We start from the raw sequence: 21,485 nt of genomic DNA on the forward strand, positions 1-21,485 counted from the left end.
ATTAATGATGCGTTGTAATTAGCCGACGTGAAATAGCGCCTCGCACCACCCTACGCCTTACCTGTTACCGCCCCTCCCGACAGGAGAGAATGGCTTGATCCATGAGTCTGCGAGGCCATCAGTACAGGTCTCCTCCCTCGGTGCGGGGGTGGTGTTGCCATCCCCCGGGCGGGTTGCTGTGCACTCGCGATGCATGGTCTGCGGTGGAGCATGGATGCCCTTCAATCGCCCCTCCGCGCCCAATATCAAGCCGTTCATGATACTGAAACAGCCCTGTCTTGTCAATCCGGGGAAGGGCTCTGCTGCGGAGATACGCGCCCTGTTTCAGGTGGTTACAGGGGGGGCGTGGGGCACGCGCCTCAAGTCATATGATATAAAGTATACCACGACCGACGCTGCAAGACCCGGTTTTTCATCCCCGCAACACCGTGACCAGGGGAAACGGCGGCGCCCCGTCTCTGGCGCCGCCGTCGGTCTTTATCGCAGGCAACCTGCTGAAACCCCGGCAAAAGAGAATACGTCACCGACCCATGTCTCAATTGGCAAGCTTCTTCAGACCGTCCACATGGAGCATGTCGGCCAGAAAAGGCGCGGTGTACCCTTTTCCGGAGGCAGCCACCTGTTCGGGGGTGCCGGCCACCACCACGCACCCGCCGCCTTCACCGCCGTCGGGCCCCATGTCCACGATCCAGTCGGCGCTCTTGATCACGTCGAGGTTGTGCTCGATGACCAGCACGGTGTTGCCCCCTTCGGTAAGCCGCTGGAGCACCTCCAGGAGCTTGCGCACGTCCTCGAAGTGAAGGCCGGTGGTGGGCTCATCCAGGATGTAAAGGGTCCGTCCGGTGCTTCGCTTGGAGAGCTCCCGGGCCAGCTTGATGCGCTGGGCCTCACCGCCTGAGAGGGTGGTGGCGGCCTGCCCCAGCTTGATGTAACCGAGGCCCACGTCCAGCAAGGTGTCCAGGATGGCCGTGATCTTGGGATGGTTCTCGAAAAGATCCCGGGCCTGTCGCACGGAAAGATCCAGAACATCGCTGATGGAGTGGCCGTTGTACTTGATCTCCAGGGTGGCTTCGTTGAACCGCTTGCCCTTGCAGCTCTCGCAGGGGACGTAGACATCGGCCAGAAAGTGCATCTCCACCTTGAGGAAACCATCCCCGCAGCAGGTCTCACAGCGCCCGCCCTTGACGTTAAAGGAGTAACGCCCCTTCTTGTACCCCCGGGCCTGGGACTCGGGGAGCATGGCAAAGAGATCCCGGATATGGTCGAACACCTTGGTGTAGGTGGCCGGGTTGCTGCGCGGGGTGCGGCCGATGGGCCGCTGGTCGATGTTGATCACCTTGTCCAGATGCTCCAGCCCCTCGATCTTTTTGTGGCGCCCCACCTGCATGGTGCCCCCGTTGAGACGGCGGGAGAGGGCCGGGTAGAGGATCTGGTTGATGAGGGTGGATTTTCCGGCACCGGAGACCCCGGTCACCGCCACAAAGAGCCCCAGGGGAATGGCCACGTCATCCCCCTTGAGGTTGTTCTCCACGGCCCCCTTCACCACCACCTTGGGGTGGCCCTTCTTCTTCACGGGACGCCTCGTGTCCGGTACCTCGATGGCGCGCCTGCCCGACAAGATGGCGAGGGAGTGGGGCTGGTCCATGAGGGAGTCCGGGGTCCCCTCGGCCACCACCTGCCCGCCGAGATGGCCGGCGCCGGGGCCCATGTCCACCACCCAGTCCGCGCACTCGATGGTCTCCTGATCATGCTCCACCACGATGAGGCTGTTGCCGATGTCCCGCAGGTGGCAGAGGGTCTTCAAGAGCTTGACGTTGTCCCGCTGGTGCAGGCCGATGGAGGGCTCGTCCAGAATGTAAAGGACACCGGTAAGCTCGGAGCCCACCTGGGAGGCCAAGCGGATCCGCTGGGATTCGCCGCCGGACAGGGTAGGGCCGCTGCGGTCCAGGGTAAGGTAATCAAGGCCCACGTTCACCAGAAAACCCAGACGGTCCCCAATCTCTTTCACCAGCTCTTCGGCGATGACCCGGCGGTTGCCCGACAGGTCCAGGTCCTTGATAAAATCGTGGGCCTGGGTGATGGTCATGGCCGTGACGTCAATGATGGAGACCCCGTCGATGAGGATGTTCAGCACCTCGGGCTTGAGCCTGCGGCCCTCGCAGCTCCGGCACTGCTTGGAGCTCATGAAGGAGGCGTACCACTTCTTGCGGCGCTCGGAGTGGCTCTGGTGGTAGCGGCGCATCATCTCATGGACCAGTCCTTCAAAGGAGGTGGTCACCTCCCCTTTCACGGACTTGGAATTCCAGTCCACCACCAGGGTCTTGCCGTTGGAGCCGAAAAGGATGATCTCCTTCATCCAGAGGTCCATCTGCTCCCAGGGGGTGTCGAAGTCGATGCCCCACTGCTCCTCCATGGCCAGAAGCTGGCTCACACCCCAGCCCCCGGAGCCCAGGTCCTCCTGCTTCAGGAAGTAGTTCTTCCAGGGCACCACCGCACCCTGACGGATGGTCAGGGAGGGATCGGGCACGATCTTCTCCTCGTCCATGACGAGGTGGGTGCCGATGCCGTTGCACTCCGGGCACATGCCCAGGGGAGAGTTGAAGGAGAAGAGGGAGGGTTCGGGCTCGGGGTAGGCGATGCCGCAGCAGGATCGCGCCTCGCTCATGCGGATGTCCTCCCGGCCCACCACGTGGAGGATGATCTCCCCGCTGCCGCTCTTCAGGGCCGTCTCCACCGAGTCCGTAAGGCGCTTGCGGAACTCCTCGCCCTTCTTGATGGCCAGGCGGTCCACCACCACCTCGATGTTGTGTTTTTTGTTCTTGGCCAGGCCCTGGACGTCTTCCAGCTCATGGACCACCCCGTCGATGCGCACACGGCCGAAGCCATCGTTGCGCAGCTGCTCAAAGAGGTCCTTGTGCTCCCCCTTTCGGTTCTCCACCAAGGGGGCCAGGATCAGGATCTTCGTGGCAGGGGGAAGCTCCAGAATCTGCTTCACCATGGACTCGGCATCGCCCCGGCCCACTTTGTTCCCGCACTTGATGCAGTGCTGCTCCCCCACACGGGCAAAGAGCACGCGCAGGTAGTCGTAAATCTCCGTGATAGTCCCCACCGTAGACCGCGGGTTCTTGCTCGCCGCCTTCTGCTCGATGGAGATGGTGGGAGAAAGCCCCCTTATGGTCTCGTACTTGGGCTTTTCCATCTGGCCGATGAACTGGCGGGCATACGCAGAGAGCGACTCCACATACCGCCGCTGCCCCTCGGCATATATTGTATCGAATGCCAGACTCGATTTGCCCGAGCCCGACACCCCGGTCACCACCACCAGCTTCTTCTTGGGGATGGCTATGTCTATATTCTTGAGGTTGTGCTCCCGGGCACCCTTCACAAGCACCGCGTCCAGCTCCACACCTTTGGTATCCATTGTCTCGTCCATCGTCCGTCACCACCTTCAACTGTAAAACAGCAAAAACCCAAAAAGCCTTCGGCGGGCAGGGGATGATCCCCTGCACCCAGAAGGCGAATGCTCCCGGCCTTCGTTCCTCAGGCCGCTCACATTCGCTGACGGGCTGCGCCCGTGGCAGACAAAGCCTTGGGCTTGGCTTTTCGCTGGTGTTTTCAAGCCAAAAACAAAGGGGTCTCACAATGCGCAACGCATCGTGAAACCCCTACAATGTGGTACCTGAACCGGCTGTTGTCAAGGCGATTGACACTGGAAACGGCGGCTGCTTTTTTCGTTCATTGCCGCCCCCTTGCGCATCAAGGGTCGAGACCCATCCGTCACTCCAGCCAGAAATAATCCTGCCGAAAACCGTAATAAAGCTAAAGCACAGAGGAGATACCATCACGACTCCTCCCATAACCACTCAGCTCTTCACGGATCACCTCACGAAGCCGTGCCTCCGTCAACGGGGCATCGGCAAGAGCCAACTCCCCCCTCAAGGCATCGTTGATCAAGGTCTGGTACCCCTGGCCCGACGACTCAGCCTTTGCCCTGAAGGCATCATTATAAAACCACACCGCTGATCACGGGCGCAGCCCGTCAGCAAAAGCACCGCCCCTGAGGCACAAGGGACGGTGCTCTTGCGAACCTGGGGTGCAGGGGATTTATCCCCTGCCCGCCGGAGGCAAGGCTTTTTCGCCTTTAGAAATATTTCACCTCCGGGTGGAAACAGACGATGGCGGCGGTGGAGCTGGTGGGGTAGAAGCCGCCGGCGTCGGTGAGGACGGCGCCCAGGCTTTCGCCTCCCAGCAGGTCGAAGATCTGGCGGTTGGCTTCGATGTTCACACCGGGGTAACCGGGGCTGAAGCGCTTGCCGTTTCCGTTGGAAAATCCTGCCATTTTCTTGACCCGCTCATTGAGCAGGGCGGCGAAGTCTTCGGCCACGCGATCGGCCACGCCCTGGAGGAGGTGGGCGGAGGCGGATTCGTTGGCTTCCTGGAAGGCGTTCACCTGGGAGGCTGAGGCTTTTCCGGCTGTTGCCATCTGGAAACCCACCACGTCGGTGACGCCGTCTCCCACGGGACGGAAGTAGCGGGCCAGGCTCACCTTTTTGCCGTCCACGGCCATGGGGGGCATGGGAATGCGGCAGAGCTCCACGTCATGGGCGTCGGGGTCGTAGACGATGAGGTCGTCGCCCTCGCTGTTGCATGGGTAGAGGGCCACGCGCCCTTTGGGCACCACCCAGCCGTTCTCTCCGGCATCCTTGATCCAGGCATCAATCTCGGCATCGGCGGCCTCGTCGGTGAGCCCCCGCTCGAGGCGTTTGCTGCGGCTGCCTTCCCGCCAGTTCAGGGCCAGCAGGGATTTTCGGTTGAGGGGAATGTCCTCCACCTTGGGTGAAAAGGTGATGGTGCCGTGGCAGATGGAGTCGCTGAGCCCTTCAAAGGAGATCCCCAGGGCGGGCAGCTCTTCGGGTGCTGCCTTGGGCTTTCCACCCAGGGCGGCTTTAAGGGCCTCACCGTTGGCCTCGATAAAGGCGTCGCGGTCATCGGAACAGAGGTGCTCCATGACGTTGACGCAGGTCATGGAGGAGTCGCAGTAGAAGACGTCTTTCCTCATGGCCTCGGGGTTCTCGTCCCCTGCCATGGCCACGGAGGCCGCGTGCTTCATGTTCACGGGAGCGCCCCCGATGAGAATGGGAAGGTCCAGCCCCGCCTCTTTGGCCATGGCCGCCACGGTGATCATGTGGCCGGCGGTCTGCACCAGAAGGGAACTCATGCCGATGGCGTCGGCCTTCTCCCGCTTGGCGGTCTCGATGAAATCCGCCAGGGGAACCTGGACCCCCAGGTCAATGACCCGGTAGCCGTAGTTTTCCAGCAGGGTGCGGGTGAGGTCCTTGCCGATGCTGTGAACATCCTGGAACACGGTGCCCAGCACCAGGGTTCCTTTGTAGGAGACCGCGCCCCCTTCGGAGGTGCCCAGGACCGCTTCGATGTAGGTCATCACCTGCTTCATGACGTCGGCGGACTTGAGCAGGTGGGGCAGGGAGACCTCGCCACGGGCGAACCGGGCTCCCAGCTCTTCCATGGCCGCCATGAGGTGGCCGGAGATGAAGTCGATGGGCTCGATGGTCTTCAGGGCCTCGGCTGCCTGAACCACCACGGCGTCCTTGTAGGCAAACTCTGCGCCACGCACCTCCAGGGTGCCGGGCCGGGCTTCGCGAACCCCGTCCTTGATGCGCTCACACACCGCCTCGTCTGCGGGCAGGTCGTCGTAGTTCTTCTTTTTCACCTTGCGCAGGCCACTCTTGGCTTCGGCCACCTCTTCCAGCTCGGCATAGGCGTCCATGTCCCGCTTGAGGATGATGGCAAGGGCCAGGTCATAGTCCTTTTTGTCGATGCTCTCCACGGGCACGTAGTGGTTGGGGTTGACGATGGCCGCGTCCAGGCCGAGCTTTTTACCTTCGTCCAGGAAGACAGAGGTCAGCACCATGCGCATGTAGGGTTTCTTGGCCAGGCCGTTGGTGAGGTTGCTCACCCCGATGGTGGTCTTGAGACCGGGTGCCAGGGCCTTGATCTTCGGGATAGAGTTGAGGGACTCCATGGCGAAGTTGAGCCCCTCTTCGGACTCAGAGCCGATGGGAAAGGCGTTGATGTCCACAAAGAGCTGGCGGGGAGCGATGCCGTAGGTGCCGCACACATCGGCCATGGCCTTGGCAATGCGCACCTTTTCGTCCGCCTTCTGGGCCGGGCCGGTGTCGTCGGCACAGAGGCCGATGTACAGGGGCGAATGAAAGGCCGTGGTTTTCAAAATCTGTTCGGCTTTGCTGATGCTGCCTTCCACGCTCTCCATGGAGATGGAGTTGATCAGGGGACGGCCCGGATAGGCCTTCACCCCTTCTGCCAGGGCCTCGGGATCAAAGGAGTCAATGCTCATGACGCCACGGAAGTCGCCGGTCATGGCCTGGATCACCTCGGGCAGCACCTCGGCGGTGTCCACCACGTTGGAATCCATGCAGACGTCGAGGACCGAAGTCCCCAGATCTTCAATCTGCTCCCGCACCACCTCGGCCAGGGCGTCCACGTCCATGGGGCCTTCGCTCTCCACGGCGTCCCGTACCTTTTTGGAGCCGCGCACGTTGAGCCGCTCGCCGATGCGCAGGAACTCTCCCTCCTCGATGGCCACGCTCTCCTGGGGGCCGGAGAGGCGCAGGAGGCCGTCGGGCTGCCGCCGGGCAGGTGCCACGCCCTTGAGGCGCTCGGAGACAGCACGGATGTGGTCCGGGCTGGTGCCGCAGCATCCCCCCACCATGTTCACCCCGTACCGGGTGACGAATTTTTCCAGCTGATCGGCAAAGAGGTCCGGCCCCAGTTTGTAGACGGTGCGGCCGAACTCGGACTCGGGCATGCCCGCGTTGGGAAGCACGGAAATGGGAATGTCCTGGGTCTCGGACAGCTTCTTGATGGTGGGTTCCATCAAATCCGGGCCGATGGAGCAGTTGATGCCAAACACATCCACGCCGCAGGCGGCCAGGGTGGTGGAGGCCGCCACGATCTCCGTGTTGAAGATCTGCATGCGGGAGAATTCGTTCACCGTCACCTGGGCCATGAGGGGCAGGCGCACGCCTTTTTCGTCCATGGCCTTCTTGGCTCCGGCCACGGCCGCTTTCAGCTCCAGGATATCCTGCTGGGTCTCCAGCAGGAGGATGTCCACCCCGCCGTCGATGAGGGCCGTGACCTGGTGAAAAAAGTTCTCCTCGATGAGCTCCCAGGTGCCCCGCTTGAGGTCGGCGTCCGTGGGAGAGAGCACGTAGTTGGACGGTCCGATGGACCCCACCACGTACAGGGGACGGCCGTCGTAATCGGCATCGGCCTTGTGGGCATCCACGGCCCGACGTGCCACGGCCGCTGCCGCAAGGCTCATCTCCCGTGCCATCTCATGGGAGGAGAGGGAAGCCAGGTCCACACCCTCGGGCACGCCGCGAAACGCCGTGGTGTCAAGGTCCGTGAAATCGTACTCCTCAAGGCGCAGGGCGCTGGCACCAAAGGTGTTGGTCTCAATGGCATGGGCCCCGGCCCGCAGATACTGCAGGTGAATGTCCATCAAATCATCGGGCCGGGAAAAACTGAGCAGGTCGCTCAGCATCACATACGACTCCCCCCCGAAATCCGCAGGGGTGAGCCCCAACTGCTGAATCATGGTCCCCATGGCACCGTCCAGGAACACCACGTTGTCCTTCACATACCGCAAAAATTCTTCGTGCTTCGTCATCGTCAATCACACCTTCGTATGTAAATCGTATCCATAAAATCTGTAAAACCGAAAAGCGTTTGCCTCCGGCGGCCCTGCCGGGGGCCAAACTTTTAAAAAGTTTGACAAACAGGTTTTAAGCGTCATTTCAATCTATTCGAGTGCCATCGTGTACCGGCTTTTTTCAGATTCCCAAATCCGTCAGCACATGCTCCGTCCCTGAGGAACGAAGGGACGGGAGCATGTGCGATCCTAGGGGTGGCCCAGGGGATTTATCCCCTGGACGCGAACCGGGGGGCAAGCTTTTTCCTGCCACTCATTCCCACACGGCACAGGCTTGAACGGCCCGGAAGCGTTCGCTGCGTGAGGGAGGGAGGGTCTCCAGGGAGGTGATCCGAAAACCTGCCTCTTCCATCATGGACTCCAGGTCGGTGGCGGCGAACCCCATGTGGAGGTGGCCCAGCTTATCCGTGACCCAGGCCTCGTCGTGGGGCAGGAGCTCCATGAGGATCAGGCGTCCCCCGGCCTTGAGGAGCCGTGCCGCCACCTGAAGGCCCACCATGGGGTCGGGCAGGTGATGGAGGGTCTGGGAGAGGACAGCCACGTCGCAGCAGCTGTCCGGCAGGTCCAGGGTCGTCATGTCCCCTTCCACGAACCGCACGTTGGTAAGCCCGACGCGCTCGGCGTGGGCCCGTGCCGCAGACAGGGCCGAACCACTGATGTCCACGCCCAACACTTCGTCGCAGGCCCGGGCCAGTTCCGCGGTGAGGACCCCGCCGCCGCACCCCAGGTCCACGGCCCGCTCCATGGGAGGCAAAAGGGTGATCCGATTGCGGTGCAAGGAGCCGTCATGACTCACGAGGAGCCGGGCGGCTTCGTGAGAATGGGGGTGTCGCCCTCCCGGGCTTTCAGCACGTCGGCCAGGCGCACCAGGTCGTGGCGGCTGTCCTCGGTGCTGCGAACCCGTTCCATCAGCAGGGCCCAGAGGGGTCGCCCCTCTTCCGGCACCTCGCCCTCTTCCGAGAGGCGATAGAAGGTTTTCAGCCCTTCCCGGCGCTCCCGCACCAGCCCGGCTTTCTTGAGGGTCCCCACCTGCTTGGAGACCCCGGACTGGGCCAGTCCGAGAATCGTCGTCAGCTCGGTGACGTTCAAAGGGGTCTCAGACAGGAGCCGCAGCACGCGAAGCCGGGTTTCATCGGCCACGATCCGCAACAGGGAAGCCATCTCTTTCATCCGTTTGCTCCGTTGTCAGTTAATATCACCACATTCGAATACAGTGATAAACCCTTATCTGTCAATGATTTTTCTTTGGATTGGAAGGCGGGCTGTGGTACCCAATGAGCAGTGAGGCAAAAGGAAAAGAACGCACACCCACCAGCACAAACCCAGGGGAGGCCACCATGGTTGTGGGCGTACTGAAATTGCAGTTTCAGCTGTTCGGGGTTACCAGCCTCAAGGAAAAACGAAAGGTGGTGAAGGGCATCGTCGGCCGCATCCGGAGCCAGTTTGATGCTGCTGCCGCAGAAACGGGCCTGAACGACCTCCACCAGAGCGCCGAGGTGGGCGTCACCATCGTGGGCAACGACGCCCGCCTCATCAACTCCCGTCTGGACAAGATCGTGGATGCGGTGGAGGCCTGGGGGCTGGCCGTTCTTTCAGGTTCGGAGATGGAGATTATTCATGTCTAAGGTTTCAACGCAAACACATACACCCCCCGACTCTGGTACAGCAGCCGGGTCCTGGTCTTCAGAAACCGGTCAAAGCCCTCGGCTTCACCAGGCCGTCCGTCTTCCGTAAGGTGGGGCCAGACAATGGACATGTTGATCACGAGGTGAGTGATCCCCTTTGCCCTCAAATAACCAACCATCTCATCGGCAGACCGAAGGGCCGTCCCCCGGTTCAACAACCCTCTCAAATGCCCCCCGCTGTCCGGCACATAGGGGATATCGCAGTAATAGCCACGCTTTCCCAGGTAGATAAAATAGAGCAGGTCCGTCGGGACCAGGGCCTGATTGACGAACCGAAAGGCATCATGTTCCGCGCGATACCGCGCCACATAGCTGTCCCGGTCCACCTCCCCCGCCAGATAGGGCAGGGGATTGACGTAGCGGTACAGGTAGGCGGCGTAGGCTCCGTTCACAAAAAGGCCGTAGGCCACAAACAGGGCCAGGCAGGCCAGCCCCACCCGTCGCACCATGGGCCGTGCCGCCTGCCCCAGGGTATCCATCGAAAGCTTCAGACCGTACACGGCCAGCAGCGCGACTCGAGGCACCACAGGCACCAGGTACCGCACCCGCACCGCTGTGAGGCAGATGGCCAGGCCAATATAGATCCAGGAGATAAACAGGAGGCAACCCACATCGCTGCGCCAGGCATCGGGCATGCGTCGCCAGAAAAAAATCAGAGGGACAAAAAGAAAGAGCAGGGGTGAAAACCGCCCGTCAAAGAGCCGAGAGTTGCCATCCTGTCCCTGAAAAAAAAGCCTCACGGGCAGCAGGGCCAGGTCCAGGGAGGATTCGTCATAGATCAACCGCCGTACCTGAAGCGGGTGCATGCGCCCAGGCCCCTTTTCCTTCGGCGAGGCAGAGGCCTTCACAGCCACCACCGGGGCCTTTGGCGGAGGCTCAAACAGTGCCTTCCTCACCTTCTGCACCGTGCCGTTGTACAGGGGATAGATGGGATTGCCCGTCCACACCGTGTTACGGATCCCCGTGGGCCCGTAAGCCAGCAGGGCCGCCACCACAAAAAGCGCGGCAAGCCCGATGGCCCTGGCATCCCGATGTGCCTCCTTGGGCACGGTTCGGCTTACCAAAAGGGGCACCAGGGCAGACAGGATCAGGAGCACCAGCAGCCCGTTGTACTTCACCCCCAGCCCAAGGCCGCAGAGCACCCCGGCCCAGGCCACCCCCTTCCACCCGGAGAAGCCGTTTTCTCGGCACCGGAAAAGGGCCAGGGTCGCCGCCAGAGAGAAAAAAGCCAGCCCGAGGTCCACATACACCGTTGTGGAAAGCTTCATGATCACGGGCGTGGTCAAAAACAAAAAAGCCCCGGCCAGCCCCCAAGGGCCGCCCAGGGCCTTGCGCAGGTACCGGTACAAGAGCACGGCCGTGCCCAGGCCAAAGGCAAAATGGATAAACTTCGGCAGGATATCGCTGCCCAGGGCCAGGATTGCCCAGTAAAGCACATCCAGGTTCATGGGATAGTACGCCCACTCCATGGTGGGGATCTCCACCATGCCCCCGGCTTTAAGATAGAGCTTGGGCACCGCCAGGTGATGCACCAGGGCATCCCGGCTCACTGGGGGCACCAGACACAACAGCGCGATAAACCCCACCACACAAGCCAACCCCGCCCATAATCCTCTGCTCAGTACCCGACTCCTCTGCAAATTGCGTCTCCCCTTCATGTTTACAACCCCTTCTAATGGTCAAACTCACCGGATAAAGCATGCCTCCGGCGGCGAGGTGGAGCCACCTCGAAAGCATATTGCCCTTGCGCTTTGTCCCTCGTTCCTCGGGCCAAAGCGCAAGGGCCTTGGGCTGCGGGCTTCGCCCGACATAAACGCTGATGGTTTATGCCAGCTGCTTTACAGACTTCGAAGTCACAGAATACGCATCCATCATTTTGCTTCTTAGCAGGTTTCACCGCACTGCCACCAGTGGCAGGGTGGGGCACCTTTTAACCCTATGGTGAATGCATGAAGGTCGCTGTTATACGGATGCTCACAGGGCATTCGCGTGATGTGTGACATGGGGCAACGGCTTATTCTGGAGAGGCCCATTTCATTCTTCTGGAAACACGACAAAGGACATTTGAAGTTCGTTTGACTTTAAGCGTATTGCCTCCGGCAGGGTCGCCGGAGGCTTTTTTGAACTACGTAGTGGCACGCAAAAATAGGCTCATTCGGACGGGCCTGATCATCCGGCCCCGTGGTTTGGATCAACTCGATGCGGTACCACCGCTCCCCGATCTTGATGGGGGAGTGCCTCTCTATCTCTTCCACGGAGCCCCAAGGGTCTGCCAGCTTTGCCTGGTATGTCTCATGCTGATACGCGACATAGGCTGCCCCGCCCATCAGAACGGCCCCTGAAAAAATCACCAGGGCAATGAGCTTGAGCATCTTTCGGGGCGGATCGCACACAACAGCCACCACCCCGCCGAAAAAAAGAATCAGTCCGACGGCGGTCAGGAACATCACCATGGTCTGTCCTCCTTTATGACAAACGCCAAAAGAGCGGGTATCGTGTTTCCTGAAACATGAAATGGGCCTCTTCTGTAGAGACGTTGTCGAACGTCATCCTTCACGCGAATGCCCCTAAGGACAGCCTGCCATAGGGTTTCAAGGTGCCCCACCTTGCCGCCGGAGACTGCCATGTTAAAGATGCCTCCGGCGGCCCTGCCGGGGGCCAAACTTTTGAAAAGTTTGACAAACAGGCTTTGCTCAATTTCACAGAAGCTTTCGCAACCTGGGGTCCAGGGGATCATCACCTAGCCGCCGGAGGCAGGCTTTTCCTGGCCACTTTAACCATCAGCGTTTATGTCGGGCGTAGCCCGAGCCGAAGGCCATTGCGTTTTGCCCTGAGGAACGAAGGGCAAAACGCAATGGCAATATGCTTTCGAGGTGGCTCACCTCGCCGCCGGAGGCTGCTTTTCCACCGTCTTTAGCCATAGAAGACGTTCCATATTCACGTTCACATCTGAATCTTACCCTTTAAGCTTCAGCCCTTTGGACTCCAGCTTCACCAGCTCATAGTCCCTGGATCCCAGGCCGAGTTCTTCGGCGTGGGCCAGTTGGAGGGGCCAGTCCACGTGGGGGTGGAGGCCCTTGAACTTGTCGTCGCCGGGGGCGGTGTTGGTTTTCAGGCAGGAGCCCGGGTTGGCGGCCTGGGCGTTGACAAGGTCCACGCAGGCCTGGTCAATGGCCACGGGGTCTGTGGAGGCGAGGATGCCGATATTGGGGACAATGGGCACGTCGCTGTGGCCGATGCAATCGCACAAAGGCGACACATCGGTGATGAAGCTGACAAAAAGGGTTTTCCCTTCTTTGCCTACCAGGGCGGCCTTGGCGTACTCCATCATGATTTCGAGGAAGGAGGGCACCGACTGGTTCCACTGGATCTGCACGGCACCCGTGGGGCAGACGATGATGCAGTCTCCGCAGCCGATGCAGGTCTCGGGGTCGATGATCGCTTTTTTCTTGCCGTCGATCTCTTCCAGGGCAATGGCTTCCACCGGGCAATGGCTGGCGCACATGCCGCAGCCGATGCACTTCTTACGCTTCACCTTGGGGCTCACCGTGGAGTGCTGGGCCAGCTTCCCGCGCCGGGAGGCACACCCCATGCCCAGATTCTTCAGGGCCCCACCAAACCCGGAGAGTTCATGCCCTTTAAAATGGGAGAGCACCACCAGGGCGTCGGCGTGGTGAATATCCGCCCCCACATAGGCGGTCTCCACATGCTTGCCGTTCACAACCACCTCTTCGTCGCTGTGGCCCCTGAGCCCGTCGGCGATAATCACCGGCGCTCCCACCACGGAGTAGGCGAACCCGTTCTCCACGGCGGTGTTCAGGTGGGACGGGGTGTCGCTCCGGGTGCCTGCATAGAGGGTGTTGGTGTCGGTGAGAAAGGGGGAGGCCCCGGTCTCCTTGATCTTGTCGATGATTTTTCGCACGAACACGGGATTGATAAAGGCGGTGTTGCCCTTTTCGCCGAAGTGAATCTTTACCGCGGTGAGCTCGCGGTCGGCGCATACGGTGTCAAGGCCTGCGGTCTCAACCAGGCGACCGATCTTCTCGGGAAGGCTTTCCTGGAAGGTGGCGCGCAGGTCAATGTGATAGACGGTGGAAGCCATGGGATCTCCTTTTTCGTTGCATCATCGGATAAGAACCTGTAGGTCGGGGATGGCTAAACCATCACTATGCCACATGCCATACACCGCTTCAAGTAAGAGAACGGGATGTTTCAACACGGGATTCGGCCTGCCCGGCCGCACCGGAACACCCGTGCCACAGGAGGATGTTTTTCATGGATGCCCGGCTGAAGACCCTCGACATTATCTATTCGGTCCACGAGGCCCGAATGGCCGACAATAACCTCGCCTGCGCCAAAGGCTGTGCCACCTGCTGTACACGAAACGTCACCCTCACCACCCTGGAAGGACGGCGTCTCTTTGACTGGATCAACCGGGAAGCCCCCCATCTCATGGAGCGGGTCAGACAGGAGGCCGAAAAGCCCCGACAGATTCCAACGTACACCATCAACGGTCTCACCGACATGTGCATGGCCGGTGAAGAGGTCCCTGAAGAGCCCAGCGATCCGGGCTGGGGAGCCTGCCCCCTTCTCTCCGAAGAGGGCCTCTGCCAGGCCTACGAGGCCCGCCCCTTTGCCTGTCGGAGCATGGTCTCCCAGAGCCGCTGCGAAACCGGAGGTTTTGCCGAGATGGACGAGATGACCCTCACCGTCAACAACGTGCTCATGCAGTACATTGAACACACCGACGACAAGGGCCTCACCGGCAACCTCACCGACATTCTCCTGCTCCTGGAAAACGAAGACAACCGCACAGCACACGAGGTCGAAACCCTGACATCACCAAACGAGGCCTTCGTTGCCAACCGGCCGGCCCAGGTCCTCATGGTGCCGCCTCCCCACCGCGATGCCGTGGGAGCCATGATGCAGGAGATCCAAACCCGGAAGGGATAGATTTCCAGGTGGGGTCTCTCACAAAACGCTGCTCAAGCATCGCCCACAATGGCCTCCGGCAGGGCCTCTGGAGGCAACCGAATGGTTCACGCGTTGGCCCTGATTGGGCCACGCATCAGCCTTGCCACGTCTCCCTGTGCACTCTCCCCTTATCAAACCGCGATTCGGATTTGGGCTCATGTGCCGGTTCTCCGACGGGAATAAAGGCCAAGGGCACGATGTGCTCGGGCAGCGCAAAAAGCTTGCGAAAACCATCAACCCGTTCTTCCAAGGGGTAAACCCCGGTCCAGACAGCCCCCAGCCCTTCGGCATGAACGGCGAGGAGCAGGTTTTGCACTGCCGCGGAGCAATCCTGCACCCAGAAGCCGGGGTATTTTTCGAGGGAAAGATCCCCACAGACCAAGATGCCCACCGGTGCATTCCCGGACATGCCGGCGTAGGGGTTGATCTCCTTGATTTTGGAGAGGGTCTCTTTTTCTCTGACCACCACAAACTGCCAAGGCTGGGCGTTGCCTGCGGAAGGGGCCATCATGGCCGCCTCGAGGAGGCGGGTAACCTGCTCATCCGAGACAGGTGAACCGGTATATTTTCGTACACTTCTGCGATAAAAAATGGCGTCTTGAATATCCATACTGCGTCAATCCTTTTCGGCGTCATAAAACGCCTGGGTTGGAAACCAACTCTTTTCTAAAAGCCGGCATAGGGGATCATTACCCCGTTACGTTTTAATGATGATCCTCTAAGAGAGGATGTCCAACACCTTGATGTCGGCGGGGCCTTCCAGGAGCGTCCCCGCTCTGTCACCAAAGGAAGTCATGTGGGGTTGAGCAAGGTGCTGCTCAAGACGTTCCCTGCTCTCCCACCGCTCGTAAAAAATAAACACCGAGCGGTCATCTGCCCCCTGGTGCAAGTCGTACGAGAGACACCCCTCGTCTTTTCTGCTGGGGGAAACGAGTTCTCCCAACGCCTCTCCAAGGTCTTTCTCTCGGCCTGATTTTGCTTTTAGTACGGCGACTACCGCGATGTGATTCATGTTCCCATCCTTCGTTTGTTATAAGTCTTCAGTTCAGGCAAGCCCCCACCCACCTTGCCGCCGGAGTTATGCCGGTTAAAGTCAAGCACGTTTCAAGTGCTCTGCATGGTGTTTTCAAAAGAATAAAACGGGCCTCTCCTGCAAAAAGGCTGCCCCATATCATACATCACGCGAATCCCCCGAGAGCGATGGCAGAATGGCAATAAGCTTTCGAGGTGGCTCACCTCACCGCCGGAGGCTTGCTTTTGCTCCCGACTTTAACCATAAGAAGGCTTACGTCTGTTCACACCAGATGATATGTCACCCCGCCCCAAGCAACCCGTTCGGTTCCCTCTCTTCGATGGGGCTTGTTATCGGGACGATCGATCCAGAATGCAGACATTCCCATCTTTGCCCCAGCACTTATTGCAGGCGATACACCGTGGTTTACTCAGATCGCCCTGTTGCCATCGGTTCACAAGGCCTGGTTCGGAAAGCAGGGGTCGTGACAGGGAAAAATAGCTGATTTGGCTTGTATTCAGTATATCTTCCAGCTTTTCTGGTGTTCGATGGCCCCCAACGGAAATGACCGAAACGTTCACGTGCTGGGCAATTTTTGCGGTTTTTTCAGCAAAATAGGATTGGTTGGATGGTTTTAGTATCCCGGTACGAGCGGGGCCGGCATTGGGGTAATCGTTGACATCCAGGTTTCCGCCGCTGAACTCAATGCCGGTAATCCCTCTTTTTTCAAGCTCTTTCGCCACTACCAGGCTCTCCTCCATGGTGAGGCCGTTCTCGTCCCAGTCGTCGGAGCAGTGCATCTTGATAAACACAGGATAGTCGGCTCCCACTTCCTTGCGGACAGCCTCAAGGATTTCATAGATAATCCTGCTTCGGTTTTCTATGGAGCCACCGTATTCATCCTGCCTGCGATTGAAATAAGGGGAGAGGAACTGGCTTAAAAGATAGGTATGGGCCCCGTGGATCTGAACCCCGTCAAACCCTCCGGCTTTAGCCCGCCTTGCCCCCTGGGCAAAGGCCTCAATCACGGTGCGGATCGTTGCCTTCGTCATTTCAGTGGGAGTGACCTGATAAAGGGGGTGGGGGACTGCCGAGGGCCCCCAGATCTCCCGGCCCTCGGGCTTGAAATCGGTGGCAGATCCCCCGTAGACGATCTGCAGAATGATGTTGGCCCCCTCCGCCTTGATTTTTTGGGTGAATGCCCGGTATTCGGGAACAAAGGTATCATCATAAATGCCCAGCATCCCGGGGTTGGGCTGCTCCCCCTCAAGCACGAAGGCGTAGCCGGTGATGATGGTTCCCACGCCTCCGCGGGCCAAATCCAGGTACACCTGCTCCAGGTCCTTGGTCAAGTGGCCCTTCTCATCTGCCATGTTCATCCAGGTGGCGGAACGCCAGAGGCGATTTTTCAAGGTCATGGACCCAATATGGGTCGTATCGAAAAGAGTTTTCATAAGGTTTCCTGTATTCATATTCATTAATTGAGATATCGATAATTCTCGATGTACTACGTTAAAAAAATACATTGGGACAAACCCAATGCGTCGTGTTTAAGAAAGATACCCGTAACAGGATATTAATTAATCGGGATATTGATAATTTTCGATATGCTTGTTTGCAAAAAAACAACGTCTGCAAGAAAGCTGGTATCCATTAAAGATCTGCTATATAATCAGATAATTCTTTGAGGGTTTCTTCATTTCGCCGGTAGTAGGTCCATTGACCGATCCGCTGGCTGGAGAGCAACCCCGCCTGTTTCATCAGAGCCAAGTAATGTGACACCGTTGATTGGTTCACCCCTGCCTTTTCCTGGATCGCCCCAACACACACATACCCTTTCCCCTGTTCTTCGTCCGGTAGATGGAGCATCGGAGGGAAATGGGTGTCAGGATCTTTCAGCCAAGAGAGAATTCGAACTCTCACTGGATTGGCAAGAGACTTGAAAATTTCATTTGTATCCATAGAATCTAAATATCGCGTTATTTCGATATGGTCAAGATCCAAAAAATCTCCGGCGTACCGACCGGACCCAAGCGCTTAAAAATATGACAAACAGGGCTTTCGAAAACGGTTCCCTCATGCCACGCATCCCGCGAAGGCCTCGATAACTATAGGGGACCGCCTTCCTCCATGCAATTTCCAAAGGATTTCAGGGAGCCCACAAGCAAACGACATGAACCAGTGGCAGGCTCAATATCTCCTTCCACTGGCCGGCTCCGATTTTTGGTCTGGCAGGCTTTTCGTTTGACTGTTTCGCTACCCGTGACATACCCTGCACAAGAGGGTCGTTTATGATTATCAGATTAACGAGCGGCAACGATTTCAAAATTCGAGCCCAGACAGAATAATCCGAATCTACCCCGTCAAAGATGTGGCCCAGCTATTGACAAACAGCCATTGGGAGTTACTATTTGAGCTGATCAGATTCATCAAAAAAAATGATGCACCTGTAGAAAACAGCAGGCCCGGACGATACATAAGAGAAAAAGCGAGAAAGGGAGAACGTGATGAACATCGAAACCCGCGAAGAAGCTCTGGAAAGGGTCCTGGCACTTGAAAAACCCAAGTGCCCTCACTGCAATCAGGAGATGCAAATCTGGGAAGTTCCCCAAATTACCTGCGGGGACGGCCTTGGCTGGGGCGAGCCCTTTCTCTTTATCTGTTTCAACGACGAATGCCCGCTCTTCAAGGGGGGCTGGGACGAACTCATGGAGCAGGTGGGCCAGGTCTCTTCCTACCGCTGCATGAACTATCCCGGCACGGACAATTTCGAGCTTCTGCCCGTATTCAGCCACATGGGCGGGGAAGGCCAAATCATCACCGACGAGTCCATGGCCCAGCAGGCAGCTCAGGAGCAGGCCATCAAATCCGGCTTCTCCATCCTCGCCGACTGCTATGTGAACCACGACCTTGTCCAGCTCCTCAAGATGACCCTGGACCCCTCCGAACCCGGCAGGGTTCGCCTCAAGGCCGCTGAGATGCTCGGTGACCTCGCCGACACCGAGGCCATCGACCCCTTACGCAACACCAAGTTCGGCATGGCCAAGCTCCAGGACGCCGTCAACGAGGCCATCAAGAAAATCCACGACCGCTGCTTCACGCGGGAGTGCCCCTTCTGCGCAGAGATCATCAAAAAGCAGGCCAAAATCTGCAAGCACTGCAACAAAGAGGTGGCAGGCCAGTAAGCGGCCCTTTACGCCCTGCCCCCACTCAAACCATACGCCATTGCATCAACAAAAAAAGCCCCTCTGCACAGACGATGTGCCGAGGGGCTTTTTGTTTGCAGGATGGAAGGGCTTCGGTTTGCCTTTGCCTCCGGCGGTCCCACCGGAGGCCTCCCTATTCCCCATAACCTATTTTCCTACCCTCTATCACCTATCACCTATCACCTAATTTCCTATTTCCCCGGCCAGCAAAAGAGCTCCGGCATGCTGTTCTCGGGGATGGGACCGGGCAGGATGATGGTACCCAGCCCGTCTCCGCCCCCCACCTCTGCCCCGTGGCCGGCGGCGAATCGACGCACGGAGGCAGCCAGCAGGCAGGCGTCCAGCATGTCCTTGGGCCCTGGGGCGAATTGGGAAAAATCGAGGGTGAGGCGCATGTCGGTGTTGCCCTGAAAAAGGGTGTAGATGGCCGAGGGAAAGGCTTCGTGGGTGGCGGCTATCGGGTCCAGGGCCTGGAACAGGGAAAAACCGACTTTCATCCACTCCGGTGCCGCATCCAGGGTGGGGGTCCATTGGGGCCTGCCCAGTCCCAGGGCACTGATCACCACCTCGCAGTGGCGGCCGTATCCCCTGTCCCGAGGGGTCTTTGGTCGCCACTCTCCCCTGGAACGCTCCCAGTACCAGGGCCGGGGCTCGGTGAGGGGTACCCTGCAGGCGTCGATGGCCACATGCAGGGCGTGGCCGTCAAAACGACGCGGCAGCTCTTCTTTCATCCAAAGCGCATCCCGGAACCACCCGGAGTCCACGATGACACCCTCCTCATCGGAGACGGCGTAGCAACAGGGCCGTTTCACCTGCACATCAATCCCCACAAATCGTGCCATGGATTTTCCTCCCCATGTGTCAGAGACCGTGAACAGAGCCGACCGGCGACATGTGCCCCTAACCCGGATATTTCACGCCATTGACATCAAATACAGATAGATATACACTACACATAAAGTGTTACGCATTATGCGTAACACATTGTGCGTATCATAACGGAGACATCATGGAGAACCCCTTTCATTTCACCGGCATCGCCAGCGCCCCCTCGTTCTGCAACCGGGCCAAAGAGTGCTCGGACCTGACGCACTACATCCGCAACTCCCAGAACGTGCTCCTCTACTCCCACAGGCGCTTCGGGAAGACATCCCTCCTGCACAAGGTCCTCGGAGAGTTGGACGGTATCACCCCGTACTACATCGACCTGTACGGCACCACCACCGTGGAGGAGTTTATCACCTCCGTGGTCCAGTCCCTGACGCGAAGCCTCTCCCCCATTGAGCGGACCATGGCCTGGCTGCGGGAAAGAGTGCCGCCCCACCCTTCCACTTCCAGTTCAGCCTGGACCCGGTCAACGGCCTGCCCGTGGTGAGCCCCTCTTTCCACGGTGGCGACCAGGGCCCTGTGCTCACGGAACTCTTCCAGCTGCTCCACAGCCTCTCGGAAAAAGAGCGGCTCGTGGTGGCGTTCGATGAATTCCAGGAGGTCACGGCTTACGGGGACCCGGCCTTTGAAAAGAAACTCCGAAAAGAGATCCAGGGGCACGGACGCATCGCCTATATCTTCTCAGGCAGCCAGCGCCACCTGCTCTCGTCCATGTTCAGCGATACCAACCGCGCCTTCTACAAACTCGCCGCCAGCTACCCCCTGCCCAAAATCAGCACGGACCACTTTCTCACCTGGGCAAACGAGCTGTTTGAAAAGGGGAAAAAAAACATACCGGACATCGTCATCCGGGAGGTGGTGGAACGCTGCGAAAACCACCCCATGTATGTTCAGGAATTTCTCTATCACCTCTGGGAGGAGGGCCTCGGCCCCCTGGGCCTGGATGCCCTGGAAGCCACCATTCTGGAGAGGCGGGCCATCGAGTTCATCAACCTCTTCAAAGCCATGACCCCCAACCAGAAAAAGGCCGTGAAACTCGTGGCCCAATGCCAGGGGAAAAAGCTCTTCTCATCCCAGAACCTTCAACGCGTGGGCTTCACCACGCCCTCCCAGGCCACCAGGGCCCTGAACTCCCTCCTCACCCGGGACGAGGTGGTCCACAACGGCTCATGGTCCATTGCAGACCCCCTTTTCAAACGGTGGATCCTGAGGCTGAGGTAACGCCGCCTTAACGGTTGATGTTCATGGAGTCGTAGGAGCGAAAGACAATGCGGGCGCGGTCCAGCTCTTTGGGGGCAAGGGGCTCGGAAGGAGCGGCAGCGATCTCAGCGGCCCGGGCAGGGGTGGGAATGGCGCTCAGACCCTCGCCCACCTGCTTGCGGGTGAGGGTATCGAAAACCAGGGCGGTGTTGCCGTCGGAAACCACGGCCAGGGGAACGGGGACGTCAAAGGCGATACGGGCAGCAGAGACCGCCTCTTTTTCTCGGGAGCCCAGGGAACCTGCCGCGCACTTGATCACCATCACAGGGGTCTCCCCCACGCGGACCACAAGGTCCAGCTTGGTTTTCCAAGGCTCTCCGGCAGCGGTGAACTCAAGCTTCCGATCCACCTCCACGGCATCCTTCTCATAACCAAGTACCTCCACCAGATACTGCTCCACCTGCTGGCGATTGAGCTCAGCCCCCACAAGGGGAACCCTGTTGCCGGTGATGAAATCCTTCATGAACTCGAGATCTGTCAGAAACGCCATGGTCCTCTCCTTCCTGTTTAATATGCGAAACAAGGAATTTACCCCTGCCAATGGAAAGCTGCAAGGAAAAACCAACAACATGCCTCCGGCGGCCAGGTGGGGCACCTGGAAACCCTATGGCGAATGCATGGAGGCAACCATGATGCAATCGCCACAGGGGCATTCGCGTGATGTGTGACATAAGGCAACCGTCTTTGCAGGAGAGGCCCACTTCATT

The 21,485-nt window shown here is 59.0% G+C and carries 17 protein-coding genes and 1 pseudogene; 5 read left to right on the forward strand and 13 right to left on the reverse strand.

From position 1 onward, the window contains the following. Window positions 1–535: 535 nt before the first annotated feature. The 4 genes and pseudogenes from uvrA to ACOYW1_RS26150 all read right to left on the reverse strand — a co-directional run. Window positions 536–3,421 carry an excinuclease ABC subunit UvrA gene (gene uvrA, locus ACOYW1_RS26135; protein ID WP_482420308.1) on the reverse strand — a complete coding sequence of 962 codons (2,886 nt, stop codon included), beginning with the start codon at window positions 3,419–3,421 and terminating at the stop codon, window positions 536–538. A gap of 720 nt (window positions 3,422–4,141) precedes the next feature. Beyond that, window positions 4,142–7,711, reverse strand: coding sequence for a homocysteine S-methyltransferase family protein (locus ACOYW1_RS26140; protein ID WP_482420309.1), 3,570 nt, complete (start codon window positions 7,709–7,711; stop codon window positions 4,142–4,144). 295 nt (window positions 7,712–8,006) lie between these two features. Further along, the gene (locus ACOYW1_RS26145; RefSeq protein ID WP_482420310.1) at window positions 8,007–8,531 is read right to left on the reverse strand and encodes a class I SAM-dependent methyltransferase; all 525 of its coding nucleotides are present in this window, start codon (window positions 8,529–8,531) and stop codon (window positions 8,007–8,009) included. Between the two features lie 20 nt (window positions 8,532–8,551). Beyond that, window positions 8,552–8,923, reverse strand: a pseudogene (locus tag ACOYW1_RS26150) (ArsR/SmtB family transcription factor); the annotation flags it as partial. 167 nt (window positions 8,924–9,090) lie between these two features. Between ACOYW1_RS26150 and ACOYW1_RS26155 the strand changes: the two are divergent. Then, window positions 9,091–9,378 (forward strand): DUF503 domain-containing protein, encoded by a 288-nt coding sequence (locus tag ACOYW1_RS26155; RefSeq protein WP_180137812.1) that lies wholly within the window; start codon window positions 9,091–9,093, stop codon window positions 9,376–9,378. Here the strand turns inward: ACOYW1_RS26155 and ACOYW1_RS26160 are convergent. From ACOYW1_RS26160 to ACOYW1_RS26170, 3 genes are all read right to left on the reverse strand, one after another. Continuing rightward, window positions 9,375–11,027, reverse strand: coding sequence for an ArnT family glycosyltransferase (locus ACOYW1_RS26160; RefSeq protein ID WP_482420311.1), 1,653 nt, complete (start codon window positions 11,025–11,027; stop codon window positions 9,375–9,377). The two genes, ACOYW1_RS26155 and ACOYW1_RS26160, sit on opposite strands and share 4 nt — an antisense overlap. 492 nt (window positions 11,028–11,519) lie before the next feature. Next, window positions 11,520–11,891, reverse strand: coding sequence for a hypothetical protein (locus tag ACOYW1_RS26165; RefSeq protein WP_482420312.1), 372 nt, complete (start codon window positions 11,889–11,891; stop codon window positions 11,520–11,522). A 503-nt stretch (window positions 11,892–12,394) separates the two neighbouring features. After that, a complete protein-coding gene (locus ACOYW1_RS26170) occupies window positions 12,395–13,540 on the reverse strand; it encodes a DUF362 domain-containing protein (protein ID WP_482420313.1) in 1,146 nt (381 codons plus the stop codon). Window positions 13,541–13,713: 173 nt separating this feature from the next. Between ACOYW1_RS26170 and ACOYW1_RS26175 the strand changes: the two genes are divergently transcribed. Further along, the gene (locus ACOYW1_RS26175; RefSeq protein ID WP_482420314.1) at window positions 13,714–14,391 is read left to right on the forward strand and encodes a YkgJ family cysteine cluster protein; all 678 of its coding nucleotides are present in this window, start codon (window positions 13,714–13,716) and stop codon (window positions 14,389–14,391) included. A 115-nt stretch (window positions 14,392–14,506) separates the two neighbouring features. Here ACOYW1_RS26175 and ACOYW1_RS26180 read toward each other — a convergent pair whose 3' ends face one another. The 4 genes from ACOYW1_RS26180 to ACOYW1_RS26195 all read right to left on the reverse strand — a co-directional run bounded on the left by ACOYW1_RS26180 (window position 14,507) and on the right by ACOYW1_RS26195 (window position 17,428). Beyond that, window positions 14,507–15,022, reverse strand: coding sequence for a nitroreductase family protein (locus ACOYW1_RS26180; protein WP_482420315.1), 516 nt, complete (start codon window positions 15,020–15,022; stop codon window positions 14,507–14,509). Window positions 15,023–15,130: 108 nt separating this feature from the next. Continuing rightward, window positions 15,131–15,424 carry a putative quinol monooxygenase gene (locus ACOYW1_RS26185; protein ID WP_482420316.1) on the reverse strand — a complete coding sequence of 98 codons (294 nt, stop codon included), beginning with the start codon at window positions 15,422–15,424 and terminating at the stop codon, window positions 15,131–15,133. Window positions 15,425–15,774: 350 nt separating this feature from the next. Continuing rightward, entirely contained in the window at window positions 15,775–16,878 is a 1,104-nt protein-coding gene (locus ACOYW1_RS26190; RefSeq protein WP_482420317.1) for an NADH:flavin oxidoreductase, read from the reverse strand. 199 nt (window positions 16,879–17,077) lie between these two features. Further along, complete coding sequence (locus ACOYW1_RS26195; RefSeq protein WP_482420318.1) at window positions 17,078–17,428, reverse strand: ArsR/SmtB family transcription factor; 351 nt, start codon at window positions 17,426–17,428, stop codon at window positions 17,078–17,080. A gap of 503 nt (window positions 17,429–17,931) precedes the next feature. Between ACOYW1_RS26195 and ACOYW1_RS26200 the strand changes: the two genes are divergently transcribed. Next, window positions 17,932–18,609 (forward strand): zinc ribbon domain-containing protein, encoded by a 678-nt coding sequence (locus ACOYW1_RS26200; RefSeq protein ID WP_482418393.1) that lies wholly within the window; start codon window positions 17,932–17,934, stop codon window positions 18,607–18,609. A gap of 212 nt (window positions 18,610–18,821) precedes the next feature. Here the strand turns inward: ACOYW1_RS26200 and ACOYW1_RS26205 are convergent, their stop codons facing one another. Further along, the gene (locus ACOYW1_RS26205) at window positions 18,822–19,472 is read right to left on the reverse strand and encodes a hypothetical protein (RefSeq protein WP_482420319.1); all 651 of its coding nucleotides are present in this window, start codon (window positions 19,470–19,472) and stop codon (window positions 18,822–18,824) included. 167 nt (window positions 19,473–19,639) lie between these two features. Between ACOYW1_RS26205 and ACOYW1_RS26210 the strand changes: the two genes are divergently transcribed. Both ACOYW1_RS26210 and ACOYW1_RS26215 read left to right on the forward strand, forming a co-directional pair. Further along, window positions 19,640–20,005 carry a hypothetical protein gene (locus tag ACOYW1_RS26210; RefSeq protein WP_482420320.1) on the forward strand — a complete coding sequence of 122 codons (366 nt, stop codon included), beginning with the start codon at window positions 19,640–19,642 and terminating at the stop codon, window positions 20,003–20,005. Continuing rightward, complete coding sequence (locus ACOYW1_RS26215) at window positions 19,999–20,739, forward strand: AAA family ATPase (protein WP_482420321.1); 741 nt, start codon at window positions 19,999–20,001, stop codon at window positions 20,737–20,739. Before ACOYW1_RS26210 ends, ACOYW1_RS26215 begins: the two co-directional genes overlap by 7 nt. Window positions 20,740–20,746: 7 nt before the next feature. On the opposite strand, the gene ACOYW1_RS26220 is transcribed toward ACOYW1_RS26215, so the two are convergent. Next, window positions 20,747–21,268, reverse strand: coding sequence for a type I restriction enzyme HsdR N-terminal domain-containing protein (locus ACOYW1_RS26220; protein WP_482420322.1), 522 nt, complete (start codon window positions 21,266–21,268; stop codon window positions 20,747–20,749). Between the last annotated feature and the right edge of the window lie 217 nt (window positions 21,269–21,485).

It is taken from the genome of Desulfoluna sp. CYM3A (genome assembly GCF_056829965.1).

Bases quoted from the DNA above. Each gene is read 5' to 3' on its own strand.
- uvrA (WP_482420308.1), bottom strand. From the start codon at position 3,421: ATGGATACCAAAGGTGTGGAGCTGGACGCGGTGCTTGTGAAGGGTGCC.
- ACOYW1_RS26140 (WP_482420309.1), bottom strand. From the start codon at position 7,711: ATGACGAAGCACGAAGAATTTTTGCGGTATGTGAAGGACAACGTGGTG.
- ACOYW1_RS26155 (WP_180137812.1), top strand. From the start codon at position 9,091: ATGGTTGTGGGCGTACTGAAATTGCAGTTTCAGCTGTTCGGGGTTACC.
- ACOYW1_RS26165 (WP_482420312.1), bottom strand. From the start codon at position 11,891: ATGGTGATGTTCCTGACCGCCGTCGGACTGATTCTTTTTTTCGGCGGG.
- ACOYW1_RS26170 (WP_482420313.1), bottom strand. From the start codon at position 13,540: ATGGCTTCCACCGTCTATCACATTGACCTGCGCGCCACCTTCCAGGAA.
- ACOYW1_RS26175 (WP_482420314.1), top strand. From the start codon at position 13,714: ATGGATGCCCGGCTGAAGACCCTCGACATTATCTATTCGGTCCACGAG.
- ACOYW1_RS26180 (WP_482420315.1), bottom strand. From the start codon at position 15,022: ATGGATATTCAAGACGCCATTTTTTATCGCAGAAGTGTACGAAAATAT.
- ACOYW1_RS26185 (WP_482420316.1), bottom strand. From the start codon at position 15,424: ATGAATCACATCGCGGTAGTCGCCGTACTAAAAGCAAAATCAGGCCGA.
- ACOYW1_RS26190 (WP_482420317.1), bottom strand. From the start codon at position 16,878: ATGAAAACTCTTTTCGATACGACCCATATTGGGTCCATGACCTTGAAA.
- ACOYW1_RS26200 (WP_482418393.1), top strand. From the start codon at position 17,932: ATGAACATCGAAACCCGCGAAGAAGCTCTGGAAAGGGTCCTGGCACTT.
- ACOYW1_RS26205 (WP_482420319.1), bottom strand. From the start codon at position 19,472: ATGGCACGATTTGTGGGGATTGATGTGCAGGTGAAACGGCCCTGTTGC.
- ACOYW1_RS26210 (WP_482420320.1), top strand. From the start codon at position 19,640: ATGGAGAACCCCTTTCATTTCACCGGCATCGCCAGCGCCCCCTCGTTC.
- ACOYW1_RS26220 (WP_482420322.1), bottom strand. From the start codon at position 21,268: ATGGCGTTTCTGACAGATCTCGAGTTCATGAAGGATTTCATCACCGGC.